20 protein-coding genes are annotated in these 20,973 nt (G+C 48.1%); 10 read left to right on the forward strand and 10 right to left on the reverse strand.

Annotation, left to right across the window (positions count from 1 at the left end):
• The first annotated feature begins 56 nt into the window (after positions 1 to 56).
• Positions 57 to 506, forward strand: coding sequence for a hypothetical protein (locus tag Q0986_RS04295; protein WP_299404495.1), 450 nt, complete (start codon positions 57 to 59; stop codon positions 504 to 506).
• Between the two features lie 15 nt (positions 507 to 521).
• Here the strand turns inward: Q0986_RS04295 and Q0986_RS04300 are convergent, their stop codons facing one another.
• Entirely contained in the window at positions 522 to 2,030 is a 1,509-nt protein-coding gene (locus Q0986_RS04300) for a cytochrome P450 (RefSeq protein ID WP_299404500.1), read from the reverse strand.
• A gap of 199 nt (positions 2,031 to 2,229) precedes the next feature.
• Positions 2,230 to 4,269 (reverse strand): lipoxygenase family protein, encoded by a 2,040-nt coding sequence (locus Q0986_RS04305; protein ID WP_299404504.1) that lies wholly within the window; start codon positions 4,267 to 4,269, stop codon positions 2,230 to 2,232.
• Between the two features lie 928 nt (positions 4,270 to 5,197).
• Here Q0986_RS04305 and Q0986_RS04310 point away from each other — a divergent pair.
• Complete coding sequence (locus tag Q0986_RS04310; protein ID WP_299404508.1) at positions 5,198 to 6,478, forward strand: cation:proton antiporter; 1,281 nt, start codon at positions 5,198 to 5,200, stop codon at positions 6,476 to 6,478.
• Positions 6,479 to 6,658: 180 nt separating this feature from the next.
• On the opposite strand, the gene Q0986_RS04315 is transcribed toward Q0986_RS04310, so the two are convergent.
• Positions 6,659 to 7,639: a metallophosphoesterase gene (locus tag Q0986_RS04315; RefSeq protein ID WP_299404511.1), complete on the reverse strand. Its 981-nt coding sequence runs from the start codon at positions 7,637 to 7,639 to the stop codon at positions 6,659 to 6,661.
• A gap of 183 nt (positions 7,640 to 7,822) precedes the next feature.
• Here Q0986_RS04315 and Q0986_RS04320 point away from each other — a divergent pair, with 183 nt between their 5' ends.
• Entirely contained in the window at positions 7,823 to 8,596 is a 774-nt protein-coding gene (locus tag Q0986_RS04320; RefSeq protein WP_299404516.1) for an ATP-binding cassette domain-containing protein, read from the forward strand.
• 11 nt (positions 8,597 to 8,607) lie between these two features.
• On the opposite strand, the gene Q0986_RS04325 is transcribed toward Q0986_RS04320, so the two are convergent.
• From Q0986_RS04325 to psaM, 3 genes are all read right to left on the reverse strand, one after another.
• On the reverse strand, positions 8,608 to 9,414 hold the full coding sequence (locus Q0986_RS04325; protein WP_299404521.1) for a response regulator transcription factor: 807 nt from the start codon (positions 9,412 to 9,414) through the stop codon (positions 8,608 to 8,610).
• 163 nt (positions 9,415 to 9,577) lie between these two features.
• The gene (locus Q0986_RS04330; protein ID WP_299404526.1) at positions 9,578 to 9,970 is read right to left on the reverse strand and encodes a hypothetical protein; all 393 of its coding nucleotides are present in this window, start codon (positions 9,968 to 9,970) and stop codon (positions 9,578 to 9,580) included.
• Positions 9,971 to 10,495: 525 nt separating this feature from the next.
• The gene (gene psaM, locus Q0986_RS04335) at positions 10,496 to 10,591 is read right to left on the reverse strand and encodes a photosystem I reaction center subunit XII (RefSeq protein ID WP_212664281.1); all 96 of its coding nucleotides are present in this window, start codon (positions 10,589 to 10,591) and stop codon (positions 10,496 to 10,498) included.
• A gap of 319 nt (positions 10,592 to 10,910) precedes the next feature.
• On the opposite strand from psaM, the gene Q0986_RS04340 reads away from it, so the two are divergent.
• The 5 genes from Q0986_RS04340 to Q0986_RS04360 all read left to right on the forward strand — a co-directional run bounded on the left by Q0986_RS04340 (position 10,911) and on the right by Q0986_RS04360 (position 15,132).
• On the forward strand, positions 10,911 to 11,759 hold the full coding sequence (locus Q0986_RS04340; RefSeq protein WP_299404536.1) for a hypothetical protein: 849 nt from the start codon (positions 10,911 to 10,913) through the stop codon (positions 11,757 to 11,759).
• A gap of 201 nt (positions 11,760 to 11,960) precedes the next feature.
• Positions 11,961 to 12,983 carry an oxygen-dependent coproporphyrinogen oxidase gene (gene hemF, locus Q0986_RS04345; protein ID WP_299404539.1) on the forward strand — a complete coding sequence of 341 codons (1,023 nt, stop codon included), beginning with the start codon at positions 11,961 to 11,963 and terminating at the stop codon, positions 12,981 to 12,983.
• An 87-nt stretch (positions 12,984 to 13,070) separates the two neighbouring features.
• The gene (locus Q0986_RS04350) at positions 13,071 to 13,943 is read left to right on the forward strand and encodes an S-methyl-5'-thioadenosine phosphorylase (RefSeq protein WP_299404543.1); all 873 of its coding nucleotides are present in this window, start codon (positions 13,071 to 13,073) and stop codon (positions 13,941 to 13,943) included.
• 3 nt (positions 13,944 to 13,946) lie between these two features.
• Positions 13,947 to 14,222 (forward strand): YciI family protein, encoded by a 276-nt coding sequence (locus tag Q0986_RS04355; RefSeq protein ID WP_299404548.1) that lies wholly within the window; start codon positions 13,947 to 13,949, stop codon positions 14,220 to 14,222.
• Positions 14,223 to 14,355: 133 nt separating this feature from the next.
• Positions 14,356 to 15,132 (forward strand): class I SAM-dependent methyltransferase, encoded by a 777-nt coding sequence (locus Q0986_RS04360; protein WP_299404551.1) that lies wholly within the window; start codon positions 14,356 to 14,358, stop codon positions 15,130 to 15,132.
• Between the two features lie 135 nt (positions 15,133 to 15,267).
• Here the strand turns inward: Q0986_RS04360 and infC are convergent, their stop codons facing one another.
• On the reverse strand, positions 15,268 to 15,801 hold the full coding sequence (gene infC / locus Q0986_RS04365) for a translation initiation factor IF-3 (protein WP_299404555.1): 534 nt from the start codon (positions 15,799 to 15,801) through the stop codon (positions 15,268 to 15,270).
• 313 nt (positions 15,802 to 16,114) lie between these two features.
• On the opposite strand from infC, the gene Q0986_RS04370 reads away from it, so the two are divergent.
• A complete protein-coding gene (locus Q0986_RS04370; RefSeq protein WP_299404559.1) occupies positions 16,115 to 16,969 on the forward strand; it encodes a M48 family metallopeptidase in 855 nt (284 codons plus the stop codon).
• Positions 16,970 to 17,116: 147 nt separating this feature from the next.
• On the opposite strand, the gene Q0986_RS04375 is transcribed toward Q0986_RS04370, so the two are convergent.
• Positions 17,117 to 17,806 carry a hypothetical protein gene (locus tag Q0986_RS04375; protein WP_299404563.1) on the reverse strand — a complete coding sequence of 230 codons (690 nt, stop codon included), beginning with the start codon at positions 17,804 to 17,806 and terminating at the stop codon, positions 17,117 to 17,119.
• Positions 17,807 to 17,966: 160 nt separating this feature from the next.
• Entirely contained in the window at positions 17,967 to 19,436 is a 1,470-nt protein-coding gene (locus Q0986_RS04380) for a glycoside hydrolase family 13 protein (protein ID WP_299404567.1), read from the reverse strand.
• Between the two features lie 387 nt (positions 19,437 to 19,823).
• Here Q0986_RS04380 and Q0986_RS04385 point away from each other — a divergent pair, with 387 nt between their 5' ends.
• Positions 19,824 to 20,012, forward strand: coding sequence for a hypothetical protein (locus tag Q0986_RS04385; RefSeq protein ID WP_299404571.1), 189 nt, complete (start codon positions 19,824 to 19,826; stop codon positions 20,010 to 20,012).
• Here Q0986_RS04385 and era read toward each other — a convergent pair.
• On the reverse strand, positions 20,009 to 20,956 hold the full coding sequence (era, locus tag Q0986_RS04390; RefSeq protein WP_299404575.1) for a GTPase Era: 948 nt from the start codon (positions 20,954 to 20,956) through the stop codon (positions 20,009 to 20,011). The two genes, Q0986_RS04385 and era, sit on opposite strands and share 4 nt — an antisense overlap.
• Between the last annotated feature and the right edge of the window lie 17 nt (positions 20,957 to 20,973).

Genomic DNA, 20,973 nt, shown 5'->3' on the forward strand with positions numbered 1-20,973 from the left:
ACGTTAATTGTTCACGCATGCTCAGAGTTAGATTCAATGCATCACTATTGCATCAAATGACCAAAAGTTCCGTGCGTTCTTTCCCAGAAATCGCCTTAAGCAGCGTGTATATCGGCATCAGCCTAGGTGCTTTGGCACTGGCTGCTGCCTTAAGTGAGCAAGTCCACTTGACGGAGACAGGCATAGGGATTAACTATCCTCAATGGGTGCCTGCTTGGTTCCGCCAAGGGTGGTTTTTAGCTTGGCCAGACATTACCGCCATCAAACCCAGAGCAACGGGCCAGGGAGGCTTGGTCTATTACCTGATCACCCCCAAGGAGTCCGCTCATCTGCTGCCGATGCGCGTAGCAGGATTTGCCCAAATGACCCGCATGATTGAAACCCAAACGGGGTTAAAGATGGCCACCGTCAAGCCTTTGGCGCAAGTGTGGATGTACAGCATCTTGCTAGGATTCAGCCTGTTGCTGGCGTTGATAGATATCTGGATTCTCTGGGCAGGGCATTGATCGCCCCCTACTCCACTACAAGGGAGCCAGGCTCACTTTCAACTGCCGAGGGACTGCAACACCAAAGAAAAACTCTCGATCATGAGGCTGATCGCCGAAGGTCACCTCACATTCTGAAACCATCACCGCCAGCGTTAGTTTCATAAAGCAGTGGGCTAAGGCTTGACCCATACAAGTTCGTTTTCCGCGGCCATAAGGAAAGAAATAGCCACTGCCCCAATCGTTCTGACGACAGGTTTCTGGGTCCCAGCGTTCGGGTTTAAATGCCTCAGGACAAGACCAGTGATCACTGCGATGGAGATACCAGTTGTTGATAAAAATAGAAGTATTCGCGGGGATGGTATGTCCTCCTAGCTTAGTCGGCTGGTCTGGATTGACATTCCGCATAAAAAAGGGCACTGGAGGCCGCAGTCGCATGGCTTCGCGCAATACCTGATCCAGTAAAGTGCAGTTTTCTAAACGCTCTAGCGTTAAGGGGGCTGCGAATAAGTCCTTAAGTGCATCCCGCAGTGAGGCTAAGACCTCTGGATGCTGATAGAGGAGATGTAGGGTTGAGGTGATCGCACTGGGCGCTGAGATGGCTCCGCCCGGATAGACACCCGCAAAGATATTTCTGAATTCGTCGGGGGTATGGTTAGATCCCCCCTTGCGCATCACCCAGGCCATCAACGATTCACCCGTAGGTTGCAATTGTGCCTGTTGGACAGCTTGGTCAAAGTATTTGAACCACTGGCGACTCACCTGATGAAAGCGAGGATCCCAGGGTCGGTTGGGAATCAGGCCATTGGCGATGGTCGAGCGATTCATGCGTTGGGTGCTGCTCTGGCACAGGGTATTGAATTGGGCGAAAACTTGATCAGGAAAGACTTTACCCACCATCGCCAACGAAAATCCATCAAAGGTTAGCTTTTGGACCATCTCGAATGCCTCAAAAGTGGCAGACTCAGCTGCTAGCTTTGCAATTCTGGTCTGCATAAATGCCCTTAGGGTAGGAAACTGGGTGTCCAACCACTGATCGAAATAATCCAGGGCGAAAGGATGATTTTGATGCAGCTCCTGCCATCTTTGATCGGCTACAGGAGCGATAAAGGTGCTGGTGTCCGTCATGATCGGCCTGAGCGCCTTGCGGGGGAGGTTTTTATAGAATCGAAAGTTATGAAAAGGGCATTTGGAGGTGGTTTTTGTCTCTGTTTGCCCAGCTGTTGACTCCATGAGAACTTCAGCAATCAAATCAGGGTCATTTAGGACGAGGCAAGGACGCCCCAAGAGCCAAAACAAGGACAGACCACCGTATTGTTGGGCATAGTCTGCAAACACTTCCCAGATGGGTTTCCCCTTTGACAAATCTTGGGTATTTCCCGTAGGAAATGAAGGAGTAGGACCTGGAATACCTTTGAATTGCTTGATTTTGTGGCGAAGCAAATACCTGAACAACTGTTGAGCGATTCCTGTCTTTCCCTGGGGGGTTGGACGTTGTTCAGTATGGGGTTTTGGACGAAATAAGTTTAGAGAAGGGCCAGCCATAGTTCTTGCCTAAATAAGAGTGCGAGGTTGATTGTGATAAGGGGTTGGTGCTTTGCAGACTGAATCTGCAAAGCGGTGATTAAAATCAGAAAAGGGAGGATCCCGAAAGTGATGGTCTATGCATTGAATAAGTTCTATTTATTGGGTGATAGAAAAATGCTTCTGACCTAAGTTGACGGGAAAATCGCCTGTTGGCCTACTAGATATTGATACTTTGAGGAATCTTGGAAGGTAGCAAGTAGGAATAAGGATAGGGACGGTTTTTGTGTTGGGCTAAGATCTCCTTTTCTATTTCCCGTAATCGTGTTTGGAAGACCTGCAAAGGAGCCTGAACTTGCTTATCCTGGAACCATCCCGCCTCATATTGTCCTAATTTTGTGTGATACACCTGGCCCAGAAGGTAGGTTAACTCCAGTTGCTCTTGTGCTTGGTCTAGGGGAGGAAGCTGCCCAAAGTATGCTTCTTCACTAGAGGTGGTCTGATTTGGTGCAGTCGAATATCCCGCTAAGGGCATGGCAGGGGTATAGACCATAATGTCTCCCTGGGGAAAATTAACGGCGGCATGTTGGGCGCTGGCCGTAAAGATAATCATCGTTACCGCTTCAATCAGATAGTTGAGGGTGCGGATGCGACCTGCTTCGCCAAAGTCCACGACACGTCCGCCATCAAAGGCGATCAGCTCGGCTGCCCAGTTTTGTAGTGCCTGATCTTGCTGTACCGCAGCATCATCCGCATAGTAGAGGTGCAGATAAGCAGATACCCACTCTTGGATGGCCTGCCAGAGTAGTAAGGCATCATCACGGTAGGGGTAAATGGGAAAGGTGTCTGGATTCGCAACCCCTCGCTGCTCTAGCACCTTTGGCAGCATTGCACGATTAAACCCATAGCTTTGTAACCCTTTGACTGCTAAAGCCCGAGCAGAATCAATGGTGGGGGCCAACGTGCTGTCTACACCGCCTTGAGGCGCCATCAGGAGGGTCTGAGTACCATGATTGATATTGAGTGTTCCTTCAAAGTGGGGTCGCAGTAGGAGACTGAGTGGATGGGTGGATAACAGTTGGCGATGGGTTGCCATGACGAAGGGGCCCATAAACAGGTGAGTGCGGCCCAAGTGGGTAACGGCTTCGTGGTAATTGGTATCGGCGACTTGGACGGCACTCTTAGCCCTTTCCCAGGCATAACGCTCAGACGAGCCCTGGGGGGTGGGAAGAAGGATGGGGGTCTCTGGACCAGGGCTTTGTCCGCATTGGATGGCGACGGGACGTAGATGGCGGGAAGTTGAACTAGCCTGAGGAATCGCGAATAGCGCTTGAGGTGCTGTGATGTATTTTTGGTGGGTGTTGGGAAAGGTGCCATTGGTTGCCCCAGCTAGAATATGATAGTCGGCAAGATACAGGCGCTGTTCATCTAGAGCCTTTTTTAGGGAATCCTCACTCCCCATAACGGCTTGATAGTGAGCGTTGGTCACCGGAAAGTTCTGACTGAGCCGATCACCAGACAAGGATCGAACCTGTTCCAGCATCGTTGGGTTGGGGCCTGCAATTCTCAGATAGGCAAAGAACTCATCTTCCTGGAAGTAGGATGCGATCGCAGGTAACTCAATCGTGGCAAACTGCTTTTCGTACTGCTCTATGCTCGTGGCGGCCTGACCATCACGCATCTGATCAACGCGGGCTTTTAACCCCTTAAACAGATCGAGCAAAATATGCTTATCAACACCTGAAATTAAGCTACCAACGACCTCTTCCCACTCATGCAGTCCTAACGTCAATCCTTTCCACAGAAACTGGGGAGCTGCTTTGGCCATATGCCAAACTAATCGCAACCGAGTTCTGACTGTTCCCTGTTTGAAAATTTTGCTCAGGGTCTGTTTGAGTAAATGCGCCACATGTTTGCGAGCCTCTTCTTCTGACCAGCGGTCTTTGTGAATGGTCAAGGCATTCACAAAGATGGTGACCATGACTTTAATGACTTTTTCCCACCATGCAAAGCTGGGTAGCTCTTCGTGGGGCAGTTTATGGACCATTGCCACCGATGGAATGTGGGTGTAATCGTATTGATACTTTTGGCGTGCTTTTTGTAGCTCAGAGGAAGTGGGCTGAGGCGCAGATTGAGCCTGTTCTAGCGTCTTTTCTCTACTGTTCTGAAGCGGAGCGGCTTCAGAAGTTAGTGGCGGATCAACCTCTAGGAATGAATGGTTGTTCGGTGTTAAAGCTTGAGTCATTTGAGTTTTATTCACATAAGAAAAAATCCAAAGATGGCCTGATTTCTCTTAGGCTAGAAAAGAATATTTTTTGCCTTCAAAAAATAGAAATGCAGTCGCACTTACTGAGTATTCCCAAGTCTCGAAAGACTTTAACGAAGAGATTGAGTTCAGTGTTTGACAGGGTGAAATAACGATAAAACTAGAGACAAAAGACCTATCAATAGGTCATTGGAAGGGACCCCGTGGGGTGTTATCTAAACCCAGTATTTGTTTTGCAAGTGGCTGATTGGGTATGGTGGCTTTAGTGACTTTGATCGGTGAGTCGGTAAGACGTGAAATGTAAAAAATAATAACCACCTGTCAGTTTTGGCGAATAATAGTCAATGGTAATAACTGACTAATTTGTTTTTGCACTAGATTGCTTGCAATGATGGCGAACTATTGGCAACCCTATAAAGTAATCCTATAGGAGTATATTTAGATATTAATTATGATTAGCTCTCTCGGCAAAATCGCCTAAGTAAAAGTTGTTTTTTTGCATCCAGAGGTGTAGAGATAGTAGGTGGAATTGGCGGCTGTAGTTTGTCAGCACATATTGATGAAGATGCAAATTCGCTCACTACGCAAGGTGATCAAGACCAACGGCTTTTATCATTACTCTGCCAATGCATTCTAATGTGGCGCACTGCTCGTGCTCATGCAATATCATGGTGACTCTCATCATGTTTTCGATCGGTTGATCATCTTCATAAACGGTCAGACTAATGAATGAACAGATTAACCATGATTTCCTTTGCAATGTTCAGATTGAAGACGATTAGTGAAGGGTTTGAGCGCAAACCCTCTCAGATTGAATTAACTGTTCACTTTTTTGCGGAAAGGTGAGACAAAGAGAAATTACATTCAGTTCAGCCTGAGCTATACCAATACCTACTTGGGCTGTTTTTTAGAGGGGTGTGATATGAATGCTGAAATTCTAGCGGCGATCGCAGTTTTTGTTTTGATTTTTGGGGCTTTTTCTCGTCGCCTCGAAAAAAGTGTGATTACCCCACCCATGGCTTATGTCACCTTTGGCTTACTCATCAGCCCGACAGTGTTAGGACTCGCTCAAGGTCTTACCGCCTCCAATGAAAATATCAAGATTCTAGCCGAAGCTACTCTGGCAATTGTACTTTTTACAGATGCCTCACGCGTTCAGCTTAATCAGTTGCGACAAGGCTATAGGCTACCGCTACGGTTGCTCGGTATTGGCTTACCCATCACTATTATGGGCGGAACAGGGCTTGCCTTAATGCTCTTTTCATCAGTACTCAATCCTTGGGAAGCTGCTGCTCTTGCGACCATCCTGGCGCCGACTGATGCTGCTCTGGGGCAAGCTGTGGTCAACAGCCATCGGGTTCCATCATGTATTCGTCAAGCTATTAATGTTGAAAGTGGTCTCAATGACGGCATCTGCTTACCTGTCCTTCTATTATTTTTGGCGTTAGCAGAAGAAAGTGAAAAGGCCACCAATGCCACTTACTGGCTCACCTTTAGCGGCAGACAAATTGTGTTTGGTGTGGTCATGGGCGTTGTGATTGGTTACTTCGGCACTAAGCTAATTGAGAAGAGCCTGCAGCGCAAATGGATGAATGAGTCCTTTGAGGATTTGTCGGTTCTGGGACTCTCATTTTTGGCCTATACCGGAGCAGAGATGATAGGTGGCAATGCCTTTATTGCTACTTTTTGTGCGGGTCTAGTCTCCGGAAATGTCACTTCTGAAGCTATTCAACAAAAGCTGTACGAGTTTGGAGAGGCTGAGGGACAGCTTCTAACATTACTTACGTTCTTGCTGTACGGCGCGGTGATGATTATACCCTCTCTAGCCCAGGCAACCTGGCAAATGTGGCTATATGCGCTAGGAAGTTTGACTGTTGTTCGCATACTAGGAGTAGCTATCTCAATGATGGGGGCAAAGCTACAGCCGGTAAGCATCTTTTTTATGGGCTGGTTTGGCCCTAGGGGAATTGCTTCAATTGTTTACGGCCTAGCAATTGTAGAAGAAGATAACTTATTGGGTAGCAATATCATTTTCAATACGATGGCTATTACCGTTTTCTTAAGTATTTTTGTTCATGGTTTAACGGCTTATCCGGGAGCAAATTGGTATGGTCAAAAGATGTTAGCTCAAACGGATAATAGCCCTATATCTGAAATGGATCCAGTGGCCGAAATGCATGTCCGTTTGCCTTGGCGGTCATAAACTCTAGCGAGTTGTATCGATAGGGTGTCAATAGGACTAAATATTCGGTAGCAGCTTGTTTGTATGAAGTCGAGTTTGACAAAAGGAGTTAGACCCGTTCATGCTATTGCATACAGTTCATCTGTCATTAAGCATTAGCTCCACAATTTAATCTTTCACATTAAGATTGAGGCAGCCGTATCAGAGCAGTGGTGAGTTTGAGTCCAAGTGAGCCTGACGAAGAACGTTGCCTTGATCAAAGGGGATGCCATTCACACCAATTCCTTTGATAATGAGTTGATCGGCATATATATCAATTACTGCAAAACCTAGCTGTGAGCTGGCAAAGGCAGTCCAGGTGGATGATCCGGTGGGTCGTAACCTGGCTCCAACCCCGCAGGTGAGATAGGTGGTGCCTGCGATCGCATGCGTTCGTTCGTAGTGATGCTCATGGCCATTGATGTAGAGCTGCACCCCATATTGAGTGAACAATGGTGTTAACTGATCAGCCAGTCCAGGGTAGGCCTTGGACTGGCCTAACAAAGGACCCAGCTGTTTTGCTAGCCGTTGTTTAATGCTGTGCAGTCCTGAGGCATAGAGGGGATGATGTCCCAGGACAATTTTCCAATCAGCATTGGATTGAGCCAATTCACGCTTAAACCAGGGCAATTGGGCAGACCAGTGGTGGCCGGGGTTGGTATCTAGGGCAAAAAACTGAACCGGGCCATGGGCAAAGGTATAGTATCGCCCCTGCATATTGAAACCTGGGTAGCGAATCTGATCCTGCCCTTGATTAGACATGACATCGTGATTGCCAAGAATGGCATGGAATTGAACCTTGTGCTGCAGTAAGCCCTGGTAAGGTTGCTCAAATACCTGATCAATCCGTTGAATGTCTCCCCCATCGTAGATATTGTCACCTGTCAGGAAAGCGAAGGGGAATGGCTGGCGTTGATGGAAACGCAACATAGAGTGAGCAACGTCATATTGAGCTTGCTCACCAGTGCCCACATCACCAACCGCGACAAAGCGCAACAGAGGTGGATCGAGCGGAGACGTCCAAGCCGGATCCGTAGGATTGTCCAGCTGTGAAGATTGGGCTAGCGTTCTATTGTGGAGAAAACCAGCTCCTAAACCCGATAGGCTAACTAAAGAGAGGAATTCTCGTCGATTTAATCGCATATTGACCTGAGAATTCTGCGAACATTCAAATTAATCAGCATTATTTGCTATATGGGGAAAAGAGGAACGGAAGAACAAGCATAGGAACTAGGTTACCGGGAGATGCCCCTTGATAGAATCTTTCACCATCGCAATTTTAGAGGTCACAGTCCAAAATAGAGTCAGTGAATCAGTGAACGATGCATGCTAGAAACAGAGGGGGTTAATCTGCCCCTATCTAAGCCTAAACTGCCACAACTCCAACTTCAACAGGTGGATGTGGTGACCTCCTTTGGCAACCAATATCTGCTGCAGAATATTTCTATGGAGGTGTTTGCTGGCGATCGCATTGGTATTGTTGGCGCCTCTGGTTCAGGAAAAACCACGTTGCTACGGCTGTTCAATCGTCTCAGCAATCCCTCCTCTGGCCAACTTTATTTTGAGCAACAACCACTATCAGACTGGCCCGTGTTGTCCTTGCGCCAGCAGGTGATGCTAGTCCCCCAAGAACCGAAGCTCCTGGGGATGACGGTACAAGAAACCCTCAGCTATCCGCTCAGACTCCAAAACCTGCCAGAGCAGACGATTGCAACCCGAGTGAGTCTCTGGCGCAAACGCTTGGGGATTGTCGATGACTGGCTAAACTCGACCGAATTACAGCTTTCTGTGGGGCAGCGACAGCTGGTCAGTTTGGCCCGTGCCTGTATCACTGAACCCAAAGTGGGTATTTTCGATGAACCCACATCCGCCCTCGATCCAGGCACGATAGCGCGTGTGGCGCAGGTGTTGACGGCCAGTTCAATGACGTTAGTAATCGCCAGTCACCAGTTTGAATTTTTGGCTCAGGTTTGCGATCGCATCCTCTGGCTCAACCAAGGCCAATTAATCTTGGATGTCCCCACCCGTGAGATCAACTGGTCAGACATTAAGGAACAATTAGCCGTACAAGCCCAAGTCGAACAGGCAGAATGGGAGTAAAAGGCTCACAGCTAGACAGATTGAGGTCTGGACATCGACATCCTGGATGGGGGCGAGCCACCTGAACGAAAAGGATGAGGGGAAGTCACCGCAGGCGCAGAATTGGGATGTTGTGTTTGGCTTGGACCCACATCCATTAAATAGCCCAGATTCAGTCGATAACCAACATTTCGCACCGTTTGAATCAGTTGGGGTTGCTGGGGATCCAGCTCAATCTTTTTGCGCAGAGACAAAATATGGGTGTCAACGGTTCGGGGGTTATCAATGCTTTCTGGCCAAGCTCGCTGTAAGAGTTCGAACCGGCTGAGAGCAATCCCTTCTGCTTGAACCAAAACATATAACAAACTAAATTCCTGGGGGGTTAAATCCACTAACTCGTTATGGTAATGAACCCGTCGTTGAATCAAATCAATTCTGAGGGCACCAAAAGATACTTGTGTCGGCAGACTCAGACGACTCCGCCGACTCAGCGCGACAATGCGCGCTAAAAACTCTTGCATACCAAAAGGCTTACCCAAATAGTCATCTGCCCCAGCTTTCAAGCCCATCACGACATCTGCTTCAGTTGTTTGAGCAGACAAGATTAAAATCAGAGGGTGCTTCTGCCGTTGTAACCATCGGCATAGCTCCTGTCCCTGGCCATCGGGTAAATCTGAATCGACAATGACCAAATCAGGTTGATGGTGCTGATAAGCAGTTTGAGCCTGCTTAATACTGGCACTGAGATGGATAAAATAGCCTGCTTGCTGTAAGTGCCAACCCAAGAGCGATCTTAAATGAGGATTAGCCTCAACAATTAGAATGTGGAGTGCTTCCACGAAATTTCGGATCCTGCATAAAGGCTAATCTGCTATCTCCAACGTTAGCAGAAAAAAATTAAACGTTTGGTAACGCTAGTTACGAATACTGGATTGAGTGAATCGAAAATCAGGGAAAAGCGACGCTATCAAGACGTTGGGAAGGTTTAGGAGGAGGATAAGCCTACGGTTGGCGTTTAGTTGGCTTGATCCACACCAAATTCCGCTTATTCTTGCGAATTAAATGCCCCTGCTCTTCCGAAATACGGCGAGAAACCTCTGGATCTAAACTGCGTTGATGCGTTTGCTTGAGCTGCTCGATATGGGCGGTTGTTCGACTTACCTCTCCTTTGATTTCCTGCAATTTCGCCTGTTGAGTGAGTTGCTGGGGCAACATATTCCCTAAGGTGTGAAGACAGGTGCCAATCAAAACGACATTAACCCCCAACACTATGGCCGTTTCAGTGGCACGTGCAGCAAATTTGGGATGCTTGCGCGGACGACGCTGACTCGCAACTCTCCGCGCAGGTTTGCGGGTAGAACGGGGGACAGGCTTGGGTTGAGACAGAGCACTCATATCAGTTGGCCTTGAGCAGGCAAGTAGCATCACTAAGGGGGCTACACTAAGGCCAACCTATTAGTGACGTTCTTGGAGAAGCAAGAAAGACAGAAGCGTGATAAACCAGCGATGATGCCGCGTTTTGCTGATTAGAATGGGAACACTAGAACTTACTGTTGCCCATTGACTTGGGCACAAAGATTTTTGCCAGCTCCAAACTAACGCGATTCACGTAAAATTGGCTCAGTGTGTGGCTAGTGTAGCGAATAAAACGAAAAAGTGTAAATCAAATTGATAGAAATCTTTAGTTTTTTGGAACTCTGCCAGGAAATAGTACTTAATTCCCCATTTTTTCTCTAAAGACGATTTTTGGGAATCCAGCCTATTTGAGGACCCCAGAAGACTGGGATGCCAGTGAGGCATACTTTCAAGTGCGAGGCAAAAAAATAGTGTCTTACCGCCAGTAAGACACTTCGCTTGTTAAGTGTAAAGTGACTGGATGTCTTCTAATCTCGCTGCCGTAGCTAGAGACACCCGAGGCGCTTACTTCGAAAGGGCAGTACCAAGGTTCAGCGCTAGCAATGCAGGCAACAAGGCCACAACAAGAGCAATTACAATTTGTAGATCTGATAGTTCCATAAAAATTTAAGCTCCAATAATTCCCATTCCTATCAATTTACAATGTCCGGTAATTTGCGACCGAGGGGAATAATTTGTTACATCACTCAACATTGGTCGTTGAGTTTCTGGTTCATTTGGCTGTGAACGGCCAAATTTGCTGTTGAGTCTCCCCCTCACTCCTGCTCAGATCGGGGATCACCTAGTCTTCCGTGCGATACAGAAATGCTTAATATAGTGTGCAGAAATATCCACTTTAGCGGTACGTTGAATAACATAGGAGCAGTGTGATTTTCACTCAATTACCCTCCCTAAACCTCATTTCCTCATTCGTCACTAGATGTTAGATCCACTGTTTGAACTTTCTCCCCAGATCGGTATCGACACTGCCTTAATTATCCTGATTTTGATCGCGCTGGAAGCGGTCTTATCTGCCGATAATGCGATCGCATTAGCCGCATTGGTGAAAGGTCTGGCCGATGAAAAGCTGCAAGGTCGTGCCCTAAACATTGGTTTATTGGCAGCCTTTGTGATGCGGATGTTCTTAATTTTTACCGCCACATGGGTGATCCGATTTTGGCAATTTGAGCTGTTGGGAGCATGCTATTTACTATGGCTTGCCTTTCAATATTTTTTCAAAGAAGATGCCGAACACCATCACCATGGCCCCCGATTTAACTCTCTCTGGCAGGCGATTCCAGTTATTGCTATTACCGATCTAGCGTTTTCATTAGATAGTGTCACTACTGCAATTGCTCTGTCAGATGAGCGGTGGCTAGTGATTACCGGTGGCATCTTTGGCATCATTACCCTGCGATTTATGGCAGGACTCTTTATTAAGTGGCTAGAAGAGTATGTCCATTTGCAAGATGCGGGTTACTTAACCGTGGTGTTAGTGGGCTCTCGATTGCTGCTGAAAGTGGTTAACGATGATTTTGTGCCGCCTCAATGGTTGATGATTCTAGCAATTGCGCTAATCTTTGCCTGGGGATTTTCCCAAAAGCGTAACCCTGAAGATCCCAACCTTCCATCCCAAGCAGAGGTGGAGTCTGAGCGGACTGAACTAGCTCATGAGGTCAGTGATTTTATGCAAGAAGTCAGAGAGTTGTCTCAGCCCGATCACAGTCCTCAAGCCGCTTTTGTGCAGCCAGGACTCAATGGAAGTGGTTCAGGTATGCCCGATCGCTAAGGTTGGATCACATACTTTTTGGTGTGAGTGATCCTGCTGTCGATTGGCTGTAAGAGATTCTGAAATCCCTATTCTCCATTGCCCCAAATCGTTTTAGAGTAGATAAAGCGACCTGGCTGGCTAGACTTCTTGTGCAATCGCCATGAAGCGTTCTTGACTGGATGAGAATAGCCCAGCTCCTATTTCTTTCAGAGGCTACTCATGACTGCATCTTCTTCAACACCTGCAGCGGTAACCCATGCTCCTCCGCCCCCCTCAGATTCCAAAGAGCAGGTCGGCGCGTTTCTGCGCGGATTGCAAGACAGCATTTGCAATAAGCTCGAAGTATTAGATGGCAGCAGTACCTTCCGAGAGGACTCTTGGGATCGCCCCGAAGGGGGGGGTGGCCGCTCGCGCGTACTGCGAGAAGGGGGGGTGTTAGAGCAAGGTGGCGTCAATTACTCTGAGGTATGGGGAGATCATTTACCCCCCTCGATTCTGAAACAACGTCCTGAAGCTGAAGGGCATCGGTTTTATGCCACCGGGACTTCAATGGTGCTGCATCCGCGTAATCCCTATGTGCCGACGGTACATCTAAATTATCGCTATTTCGAAGCGGGACCCGTTTGGTGGTTTGGGGGAGGCATTGATCTAACGCCGTACTACCCCTTTAAAGAAGACGTGGTCCATTTTCATCAGACGATGAAAGCGGCCTGCGATCGCAATCACCCTGAGTATTACCCCACCTTTAAACCCTGGTGTGACGAGTATTTCTATCTCAAGCATCGGCAAGAAATGCGAGGTGTGGGCGGTATTTTCTTCGATTATCAGGATGGGATGGGGGCCTTGTACCGTGGTCCTCATGCAGAGGGCATTGCGGCAAAGCATAGCGATCAGCTCGGCACGCTACCCCAACGATCTTGGGAGGAGATCTTTGCCTTTGCTCAAGATTGTGGCAACGCCTTTTTACCGGCTTATGTCCCGATTATCGAACGACGCCGAGATACTGAATATGGTGACCGCGAGCGCAATTTTCAGCTCTATCGTCGGGGACGATATGTGGAGTTTAATCTTGTCTATGACCGAGGCACGATTTTTGGCCTGCAAACCAATGGCCGCACTGAGTCGATCCTGATGTCGTTGCCGCCGTTAGTGCGCTGGGAATATGCCTATTCTCCAGAACCGAATACTCCTGAAGCAGAGCTGTACGAGACCTTCCTGAAGCCTCAAGACTGGGCCGCGTAGTTGCTTTTTTAATCGAAAAAACGACGCCGTAGACGCTAAGTTTACCAGTACACTACGGAAGGACTAACAACACGATGGCATGGGCATATGGTTCAGGCGAAGATTGGTATTATCGGTGGTAGTGGCCTATATAAGATGGAGGCCCTGACCGATGTTGAAGAGGTGAGTATCCATACACCCTTTGGTGATCCTTCTGATGCATTGATTGTCGGTACGTTAGAAGGGGCACGGGTTGCCTTTCTGGCCCGCCACGGCCGGAATCATCATTTGATCCCAAGTGAACTCCCCTTTCGAGCCAATATCTATGCCATGAAATCCTTGGGCGTTGAATATTTGATCTCAGCTTCAGCGGTTGGATCGCTGAAGGAAGAAGCAAAACCTTTGGATATGGTGGTGCCAGACCAATTTATTGATCGCACCAAAAATCGAGTGTCTACCTTTTTTGGTAAGGGCATTGTGGCTCATATTGGCTTTGGTGATCCCGTATGTGGGTCCTTGGCTGGGGTATTGGGAGATGCGATCGCATCCCTAAATCTCCCCGATGTCACCCTCCATCGCCAAGGCACCTACGTGTGTATGGAAGGACCTGCTTTTTCCACCAAAGCGGAATCGAATTTATACCGGAGCTGGGGCGGCACCGTGATTGGGATGACCAATTTACCGGAGGCCAAACTGGCACGAGAAGCGGAAATTGCCTATGCCACTTTAGCCTTAGTGACGGACTATGACTGCTGGCATCCTGAGCATGACAGCGTGACGGTAGAAATGATTATTGGCAATCTCCACAAAAATGCCAGTAATGCCCAAAGCGTGATTAAAGAGACGGTCAAGCGGCTGAGCCAATCTCCACCCGCCTCTAAGGCACACAACGCGTTGAAACACGCCATCTTTACGCCCTTAGATCAAGCTCCAGCCACCACCAAGGAACAGTTGTCCCTTATTTTGCAAAAGTATCTTTAGGCCATGCCCTGGTATATCAAAATTGAACGCGGCATTGTTGAGAAAGCCACCTTTGATCAACATGTGCCTGCCCACCTGGCTTACGTTAAAACGCTGGACGCGCAGGGCTATCAGGCTAAGACGGGGTATTGGCGAGAAAGTGCGGGTGGTATGCTGATTTTTCAAGCAGACTCTCAGGAAGATGCGCAAAAAATTGTGGAGCAAGACCCCTTGATTTTAAACCGCTGTGTGGAGTACGAGCTACACGAGTGGGTTCAAGTGGGAGGGCAGCCACTCTAGAGCGTTGGCAAATAGCCCAATTGTTCTGGGAAAGTTCAAGCGTGCTTCCTATCTCTAAGAGACTGAGCATAATCAATACGATGCCCAGATCCGGAATGATTATCCACTGTTGATTGCCCTGCGGGAAGAATGCATGAATAAGAATCCTGACGAAACACAGTTGTTTTGGAATCGTGTCGCCGACGACTGGGATCAACAAGTGGGTGATGACGGGGATAGCAATCGCATCCTTAATTCCGACCCTGTTCTCTGGCAGTTTGCAGGCGATGTCTCTGGTGCTACTGTCCTCGACGCGGGGTGTGGTACGGGTTATCTCTCACGCAAACTGAACGAAAAGGGTGCCCACGTTATTGGTATCGACTTTTCAGAGGAGATGCTCCGGATTGCCCGCTCAAAAGCGGCCCGTATTGACTTTCGCATTGACTCTTGTTCGATACTGCGTACAGTAGCTGATAAATCGATTGATATCGTCATTTCCAACTACGTACTGATGGACACCCCAGACCTTACCGAAACTGTGCAAGCCTTCTTTCGAGTGCTGAAACCCGGAGGGCATGCAGTGGTCGTCTTCTCCCATCCCTGCTTTCCTCAGGAATATGCCACAACGACAGATAGCGATGTTGCTGTTACCTACCAGTGGGATTTTTCGTACTTCCAGCAACAGAAGTGTATTGAACCCCCTTGGGGGCACTTCACATCGGAATTTATCTGGTTTCACCGACCGCTTTCCGATTATTGGAAAGCATTTCGTGAAACGGGGTTTGAGGTCGTGGATTTTGAAGAACCCAGGATATCAGAGAATCGATACCATTTGGCTAAAAATCAGAAGCAACTGAACACCAGCAAAAACCGGCCCATTTCAGTTGCATTCAAACTGAAGAAGAGAAGACAGCAGAACACATTACGGTAGTAGCCCCCTTGTCGTTGGCTGCTGAGTTCAAGCTTCATATTCAGATCGCCAAAAGAGAACAAGAGCTGGAAGAAAGTCTCTCTAAAGGTGAGCTTATGGACGGCTAGTCGGTAGATTCTAGATCTGAAAAGCCCCTTATTTTTTAGGGGATAGATACATAATCATATTGCGACCTTCGCGTTTAGGCGCTTGTTGAATTTCGGCGAAGTCGAGGAGATCATTAGCCATCCTTTTGAGCAGGGCCTCGGCAAGATGGGAATGCTGAATCTCCCGGCCTCGGAAGGTGACGGTTGCTTTCACCTTATCGCCAGATTTCAAAAACCGCTTCGCGTGGTTAACCCGAACTTCATAGTCGTGGGTGTCAATCTTGTAGCGCATTTTTACTTCTTTTACATCAGAAGTATGCTGTTTTTTCTTAGCTTCTCGCGCTTTTTTCTCTTGTTCAAATTTAAATTTACCGTAGTCCATCACCCGACACACGGGGGGATCGGCCTTATCGCTGACAAGAACCAAATCTAGATTGCGCTCATCGGCGATTTCCATGGCTTCACTCGGGGCCATAATCCCAAGTTGAGTTCCATCTGCATCGACCACTCGAATCTTAGGAAAGCGAATCCGCTCGTTAATATTAGGTTGGTTTTGTTGATTTCTTTTTTTTATTGGAGCCACAGGCGTTTTGTTTACTGTTATTTAGATGGCGAAAGAAATAAGGAGAAGGCGATTACCCCCTTCAAACTAACAGATCCAATTCAGAATCCGCAGACTCTTAACACATCCGTCACATCTACCCTAAAACTGAGGAGTGCGATCGCATCAATCTCTAGTTCACACATGGGTGACAGCAGAGTAACGTACGCGTGAGACTAAGCTGTTAGTTCTTCTCAATATACCCCGATGCTTAGAAATCTTAACTCTGACTCCCAAGTTCACACCTGAAAGAGTAATGTCACAATACAGAAAGTTGGTTCATCGCAAACCGCCCATGTCTAAAGTTCCGTTGTTGGGGTTACAGGCTGCCCAGTTCCGCCACCCCCTTGATCTAGAAGCGACCCAAGCCTTACAGCAACTGCCCGGTTTGGATTGGCTGGTGCGCAGCTTGCTCGGCAGTACGGCAGAACAAATTTTCTATCTGGAAAATATTGGCTCTAGTGTTTTGGTGAGTCAGCAGCAGCTTCCCGAGCTGTACCAGCTCCTCCAAGAGGCGTGTCATATCCTCGATCTGGACCAACCCCAGCTGTATGTGCGCCAACATCCAACGCCCAATGCCTATACATTAGCGATGCGAGGGCAGCGGCCTTTTATTGTCGTCCATACGTCCTTGTTAGAGTTGCTCGATCCACCTGAGATTCAGGCGGTGTTCGCGCACGAACTTGGCCATCTGAAATGTGAGCATGGTGTTTATCTCACCATTGCGAATCTGCTAGTGTTGGCGGCGGGGCAGTTGTCTCCTTGGGGAGGACTGATTGCTCAAAGCTTGCAAATGCAGCTAATGGCATGGGTTCGTTGTGCGGAATTCACTTGCGATCGCGCCGGTTTATTAGTCACCCAAAATGCCAAAGTGATGGCCTCTGTGCTGATGAAGCTGGCGGGTGGATCTCCCACCTTTGCGGCACAGCTCAATGTTGATGCCTTTATCGACCAAGCCCGCGCCTATGATCACATCGATCACGATCTGGCTAACCTGCTCAAAGCCGTCCGCACCGCAGAACTGACCCATCCCTTACCCGTGCTTCGAGCCCGAGAAATTGACCGATGGGCTGATAGCCCCACGTACCAGTCACTCCTGCAAACGTATGCTGCCCACCCCGAAAAACGGCTAGCCTGGCTAGATTGGTGAGTGGAAGGGATTGGGCCGATGGCCCCCTATCGCTCGCAATGGGGTTGCCATCGGTGTAGCCGCAAAGGAGACCGTCGTGCCTCAATTTTTAATCCAGTTTTAAGGGATTTTGGTGAGTTACCTGACCAGGCTTAGCCCCTTGGTGGGTTAAACGGCATTGCTGATACTAAAGTGATCAAACCGACAACGCTGCCCCTGCCAGATCACGCGCCCTGTAATAATGGCCCAACCATGTTCAAAATCAGCTTGAGCAACAAATTGCCAACCCGATCCTTCCTGCAGATTTGCCAATCCAAAGTACTTAATGCCTTGGTAGGTAGTCATTCTGCCACAGCGACCCAGTAGGTCAGCAAAGCTTTTTTCCAAGCTATCTCGCTGCGTTGCTTGCAAGAGGGTGGGGGTGCACTGACGAGAGAGTTCTCGACTATCCCAATTAGAAATAATTTTAGGGATTGAATTATTGACGTAGGTCAAAGACTCACTATACTGCCATGCTTTTCGCCAGGATTTGGGCATAAATCCGCGCAAGAAGCTGGGCACATGGCGATAAGCGTGAGACTCAGATTGTATATCGGCTTTTAACGCTAAGTACTCGGCGTTATCATGCCAGGGTCGAACTTCGACCAGCTGAGGTTGTTTCCGCTCCATCAAGGCTTGTAAATCGTTGAGTTCACGAAACTCCGTTTCGATACGTTGGGGTTTGTGAGCGTGTTGTTGTAACGCTATAAAAGATTCTCTATTGGGTAAGACCAGGACCACCAAGAAAATGCAGAGAATTGCTACGGTCAAAAGGACACCTATTAGCAATCCAGCTAGAACCATTAAAATTGCTTCCATCGGTTAAGGCTTCTACTGTACGGGAATTTAGATGCATTCATGTCATCCCCGAATCTGGGGTCCCCCCTTAACTTTAGAGTTCCCAGTAATTAACTCAGATCTGACGCCTTGGATACAAAAATGGGGAGTACTGCAATTTTGAGCAGGCTACTCCAATGGATCAGGCGCTAACCAACAGGATACTCCCTTGACGAGCAGGTAGATGGAAGTCGATCAAATTCTTAGAAATACTAGTTGTGGAATGGGCGGTAGAAGCATTGCCATAGAGTACTTCGACCCGAGAAATGGGATAGGGTAACAAACTGAGATCAAGCGGTGTGGAGACGGCGTCTGAACCACAATTGATTGCAACAATCAGCCGATTTTCGTCTAAAAAGCGACTAAAGATATAAACCTGGTCCTTGGCATATAACCCTTGATATTGGCCCATGCGTAAGGCGGGATGGGCATGCCGGATTTGAATCAGCTGTTTATGAACGGTTTGGAGTTCTAGATGCCAATCCTGCTTGTCCGGGAAACTGCGACGGCAATCCGGATCAATGCCGCCGGGTAACCCCACTTCATCGCCATAATAGATACAGGGTGCCCCTGGAAAGGTAAACAAGAGCAGTGTAGCCAGCTCAACACTGCTGTAGTCCATATGCACCATGGACAATAGCCTGGCCGTGTCGTGGCTAGATAACAAATTCAGCTGAGTTAACTGAATGTCCCAGGGATACCAGGATAGTAAGTCTTGGATACGTTGATCATAGTCTGGTGCTTGTAGTGCTGGGGAGGGCGCGTAGGCGGGTTGGGTTGTATAGGCTAAGTCAACCCGATGCCCTGCGGTAAACGCGATACAAGCCTGCCGAAACTGATAGTTCATCACCCCATCGAATTGATCACCGGTTAACCACGGCTGGGCATTATCCCAAATTTCACCCACGATGTAGGCTTCTGGGTTGATGGCTTTGACGCGATCGCGAAATTCCTGCCAAAACCCAGGCACTTTGATTTCATTCGGCACATCTAATCGCCAGCCATCAATTCCCTGTTCTACCCAGTATTCAGCAATCCGCATAATGTACTCCCGTACATCTGGGTGGTCATGATTGAACTGCGGCAAGGCGCGATTCCCACTCCAACCCAGATAATTGGCGGGTTGATTACCTTGGTATGCTGCGACCGGCCAGCCCTCCACTCGAAACCAGTCCACCCACGGCGAGTAAGGCCCATTCTCTAAAATGTCGTTAAAAAAGAAAAATCCCCGGCTGGCATGATTAAAGACGCCATCCAGGACCACTTTAATTTGGCGATCATGGGCAGCGGTTAACAACGCCGTGAGAGCTTCATTCCCACCTAAAATAGGGTCCACCTGGTAATAATCATGGGTATGATACCGATGATTACAAGCCGACTGAAAAATGGGTGTCAAATACAGCGCCGTTATCCCTAAATCCACTAAATAATCGAGACGATCAATAATTCCCCATAGATTGCCCCCTTTATACCCCTGCAAGGTGGGTGGAGCCTGCCAGGGTTCCCATTGAACGTGAGACGGTATAGAGGGATGAGACCGACCTGCAAAGCGATCAGGGAAAATCTGATAAAAGACAGCGTGTTTAACCCAATCAGGCGTATAAATCTGCATGATCACCAACGAAGCAACACGGCAATGGTAATACAATAGGCTGGCCAATCGGCTCTTGCCCCATTAGTGATGGAGATAAAACGAGCCCCCGCATGATTCAAGATTTGAAGATATTCATCCGGATAGAGGATGTCTAGGTTAGTATTAATTGAGAACTCCTTGAACTATCCTAAATCTCCTCATTTGCTGAGAGTATATCTGTTAAATTTTGGCATTCCTTTGCCCCATTAGAGGGGGCTCAGAAATGTGGAATATGTTCATTATTTATAATCAAGGAAGGCAGCCGGAGTGTTGTTTGTTTTTTCGTCTCTCCAAGGATGGGGAACAGCTTGCAGAGCTATTACTCAAAGTTAATGCTGATTTCTATACGGATAAGAGTCGCTCCATATGGACAAAGATGATGTTGTTGAAGCTGCCCATGAACGTCAGCGCCTCTCCGTTTTGCATAAACAGCTGATGCTCAGCTTAAAATTTCATCACAGCCAAACGCTGGAGCAAATTCCCTTGGAAATGGCAGTGCAGGCCATGATTGAGGTATGGCAGACATGTAATCCCTCTCAATCGACCAAAAATTAGTTAGATTCAACCTGATATCCGAGTTCGGCTAAGTGCATTCTCGATTGTCGCCATTTGGGCTGAACTTTCACAAATAGCTCCAGATAGACTTTGCCAGCAATCAGCTTTTGAATTTGATGACGGGCCTCGGTGCCAATTGCTTTCAACATTTGACCTTTTTTGCCAATTAAAATCTGTTTTTGGGAGCCGCGCTCGACATGAATGGTGGCTAAAATTCGAGTGATTTTGGGGGACTCATCCACACGATCAATCACAATGGCGACGGAATGAGGAACCTCCTGCCGGGTTTGCAGTAAAATTTGTTCTCGGATTAGCTCGCCCATAATAAATCGCTCCGGTTGGTCGGTGACCAGATCAGGGGGGTAATAGTAAGGACCAGGCGCCAGATGTTGAATCAGTTGGCGTTGCAGCGAATTCAACTTGGCGGTGGTCAACGCAGAAAACTTACAAACGGGCCAATGGTGTGTTTTCGCCAGGGTTTTGTAGGTTTGATCTAAGGTCAAGGCCCGCTCTGTGGTTTTTCGCTGTAAATCGAGTTTATTGAGTCCCAAGATCACAGGCGTATTCGTTTGGGTCAGCAGCTGCGCAATAAAGCGATCTCCTCCCCCTAAAGGCGCTGAACAATCCACGACAAACAACACCACATCGACAGCATGAATAGCCATACGGGCATTTTTGACCAAGATTTCGCCCAACTGGTGGTGCGGCTTATGGATGCCAGGGGTATCCACAAAAATCATTTGGGCAGTGGGGGTGGTTAAAATACCACGAAGGCGATTGCGCGTTGTTTGGGCAACCGGAGAGGTAATCGCGATTTTTTGGCCAATGAGTTGATTCATTAACGTCGACTTGCCCACATTGGGGCGGCCAACAATTGCCACAAAGCCTGATTTAAATTCAGGGGAAGCTTGAGGGATAGCGGTTAAAGACTGGAGATCAGACAAGGCGAGGATGGGTTCCT

It is taken from the genome of Acaryochloris sp. IP29b_bin.148 (assembly GCF_028285565.1).
Taxonomy (GTDB): Bacteria; Cyanobacteriota; Cyanobacteriia; order Thermosynechococcales; family Thermosynechococcaceae; genus Acaryochloris.

Coding starts and splice junctions, on each gene's coding strand:
- Q0986_RS04350 (WP_299404543.1), top strand. CDS start 13,071: ATGGTTCAGGCGAAGATTGGTATTATCGGTGGTAGTGGCCTATATAAG.
- Q0986_RS04295 (WP_299404495.1), top strand. CDS start 57: ATGACCAAAAGTTCCGTGCGTTCTTTCCCAGAAATCGCCTTAAGCAGC.
- Q0986_RS04385 (WP_299404571.1), top strand. CDS start 19,824: ATGGACAAAGATGATGTTGTTGAAGCTGCCCATGAACGTCAGCGCCTC.
- Q0986_RS04355 (WP_299404548.1), top strand. CDS start 13,947: ATGCCCTGGTATATCAAAATTGAACGCGGCATTGTTGAGAAAGCCACC.
- hemF (WP_299404539.1), top strand. CDS start 11,961: ATGACTGCATCTTCTTCAACACCTGCAGCGGTAACCCATGCTCCTCCG.
- Q0986_RS04360 (WP_299404551.1), top strand. CDS start 14,356: ATGAATAAGAATCCTGACGAAACACAGTTGTTTTGGAATCGTGTCGCC.
- Q0986_RS04380 (WP_299404567.1), bottom strand. CDS start 19,436: ATGCAGATTTATACGCCTGATTGGGTTAAACACGCTGTCTTTTATCAG.
- Q0986_RS04310 (WP_299404508.1), top strand. CDS start 5,198: ATGAATGCTGAAATTCTAGCGGCGATCGCAGTTTTTGTTTTGATTTTT.
- Q0986_RS04375 (WP_299404563.1), bottom strand. CDS start 17,806: ATGGAAGCAATTTTAATGGTTCTAGCTGGATTGCTAATAGGTGTCCTT.
- Q0986_RS04340 (WP_299404536.1), top strand. CDS start 10,911: ATGTTAGATCCACTGTTTGAACTTTCTCCCCAGATCGGTATCGACACT.
- psaM (WP_212664281.1), bottom strand. CDS start 10,591: ATGGAACTATCAGATCTACAAATTGTAATTGCTCTTGTTGTGGCCTTG.
- Q0986_RS04320 (WP_299404516.1), top strand. CDS start 7,823: ATGCTAGAAACAGAGGGGGTTAATCTGCCCCTATCTAAGCCTAAACTG.
- Q0986_RS04370 (WP_299404559.1), top strand. CDS start 16,115: ATGTCTAAAGTTCCGTTGTTGGGGTTACAGGCTGCCCAGTTCCGCCAC.
- Q0986_RS04315 (WP_299404511.1), bottom strand. CDS start 7,639: ATGCGATTAAATCGACGAGAATTCCTCTCTTTAGTTAGCCTATCGGGT.
- Q0986_RS04330 (WP_299404526.1), bottom strand. CDS start 9,970: ATGAGTGCTCTGTCTCAACCCAAGCCTGTCCCCCGTTCTACCCGCAAA.
- Q0986_RS04300 (WP_299404500.1), bottom strand. CDS start 2,030: ATGGCTGGCCCTTCTCTAAACTTATTTCGTCCAAAACCCCATACTGAA.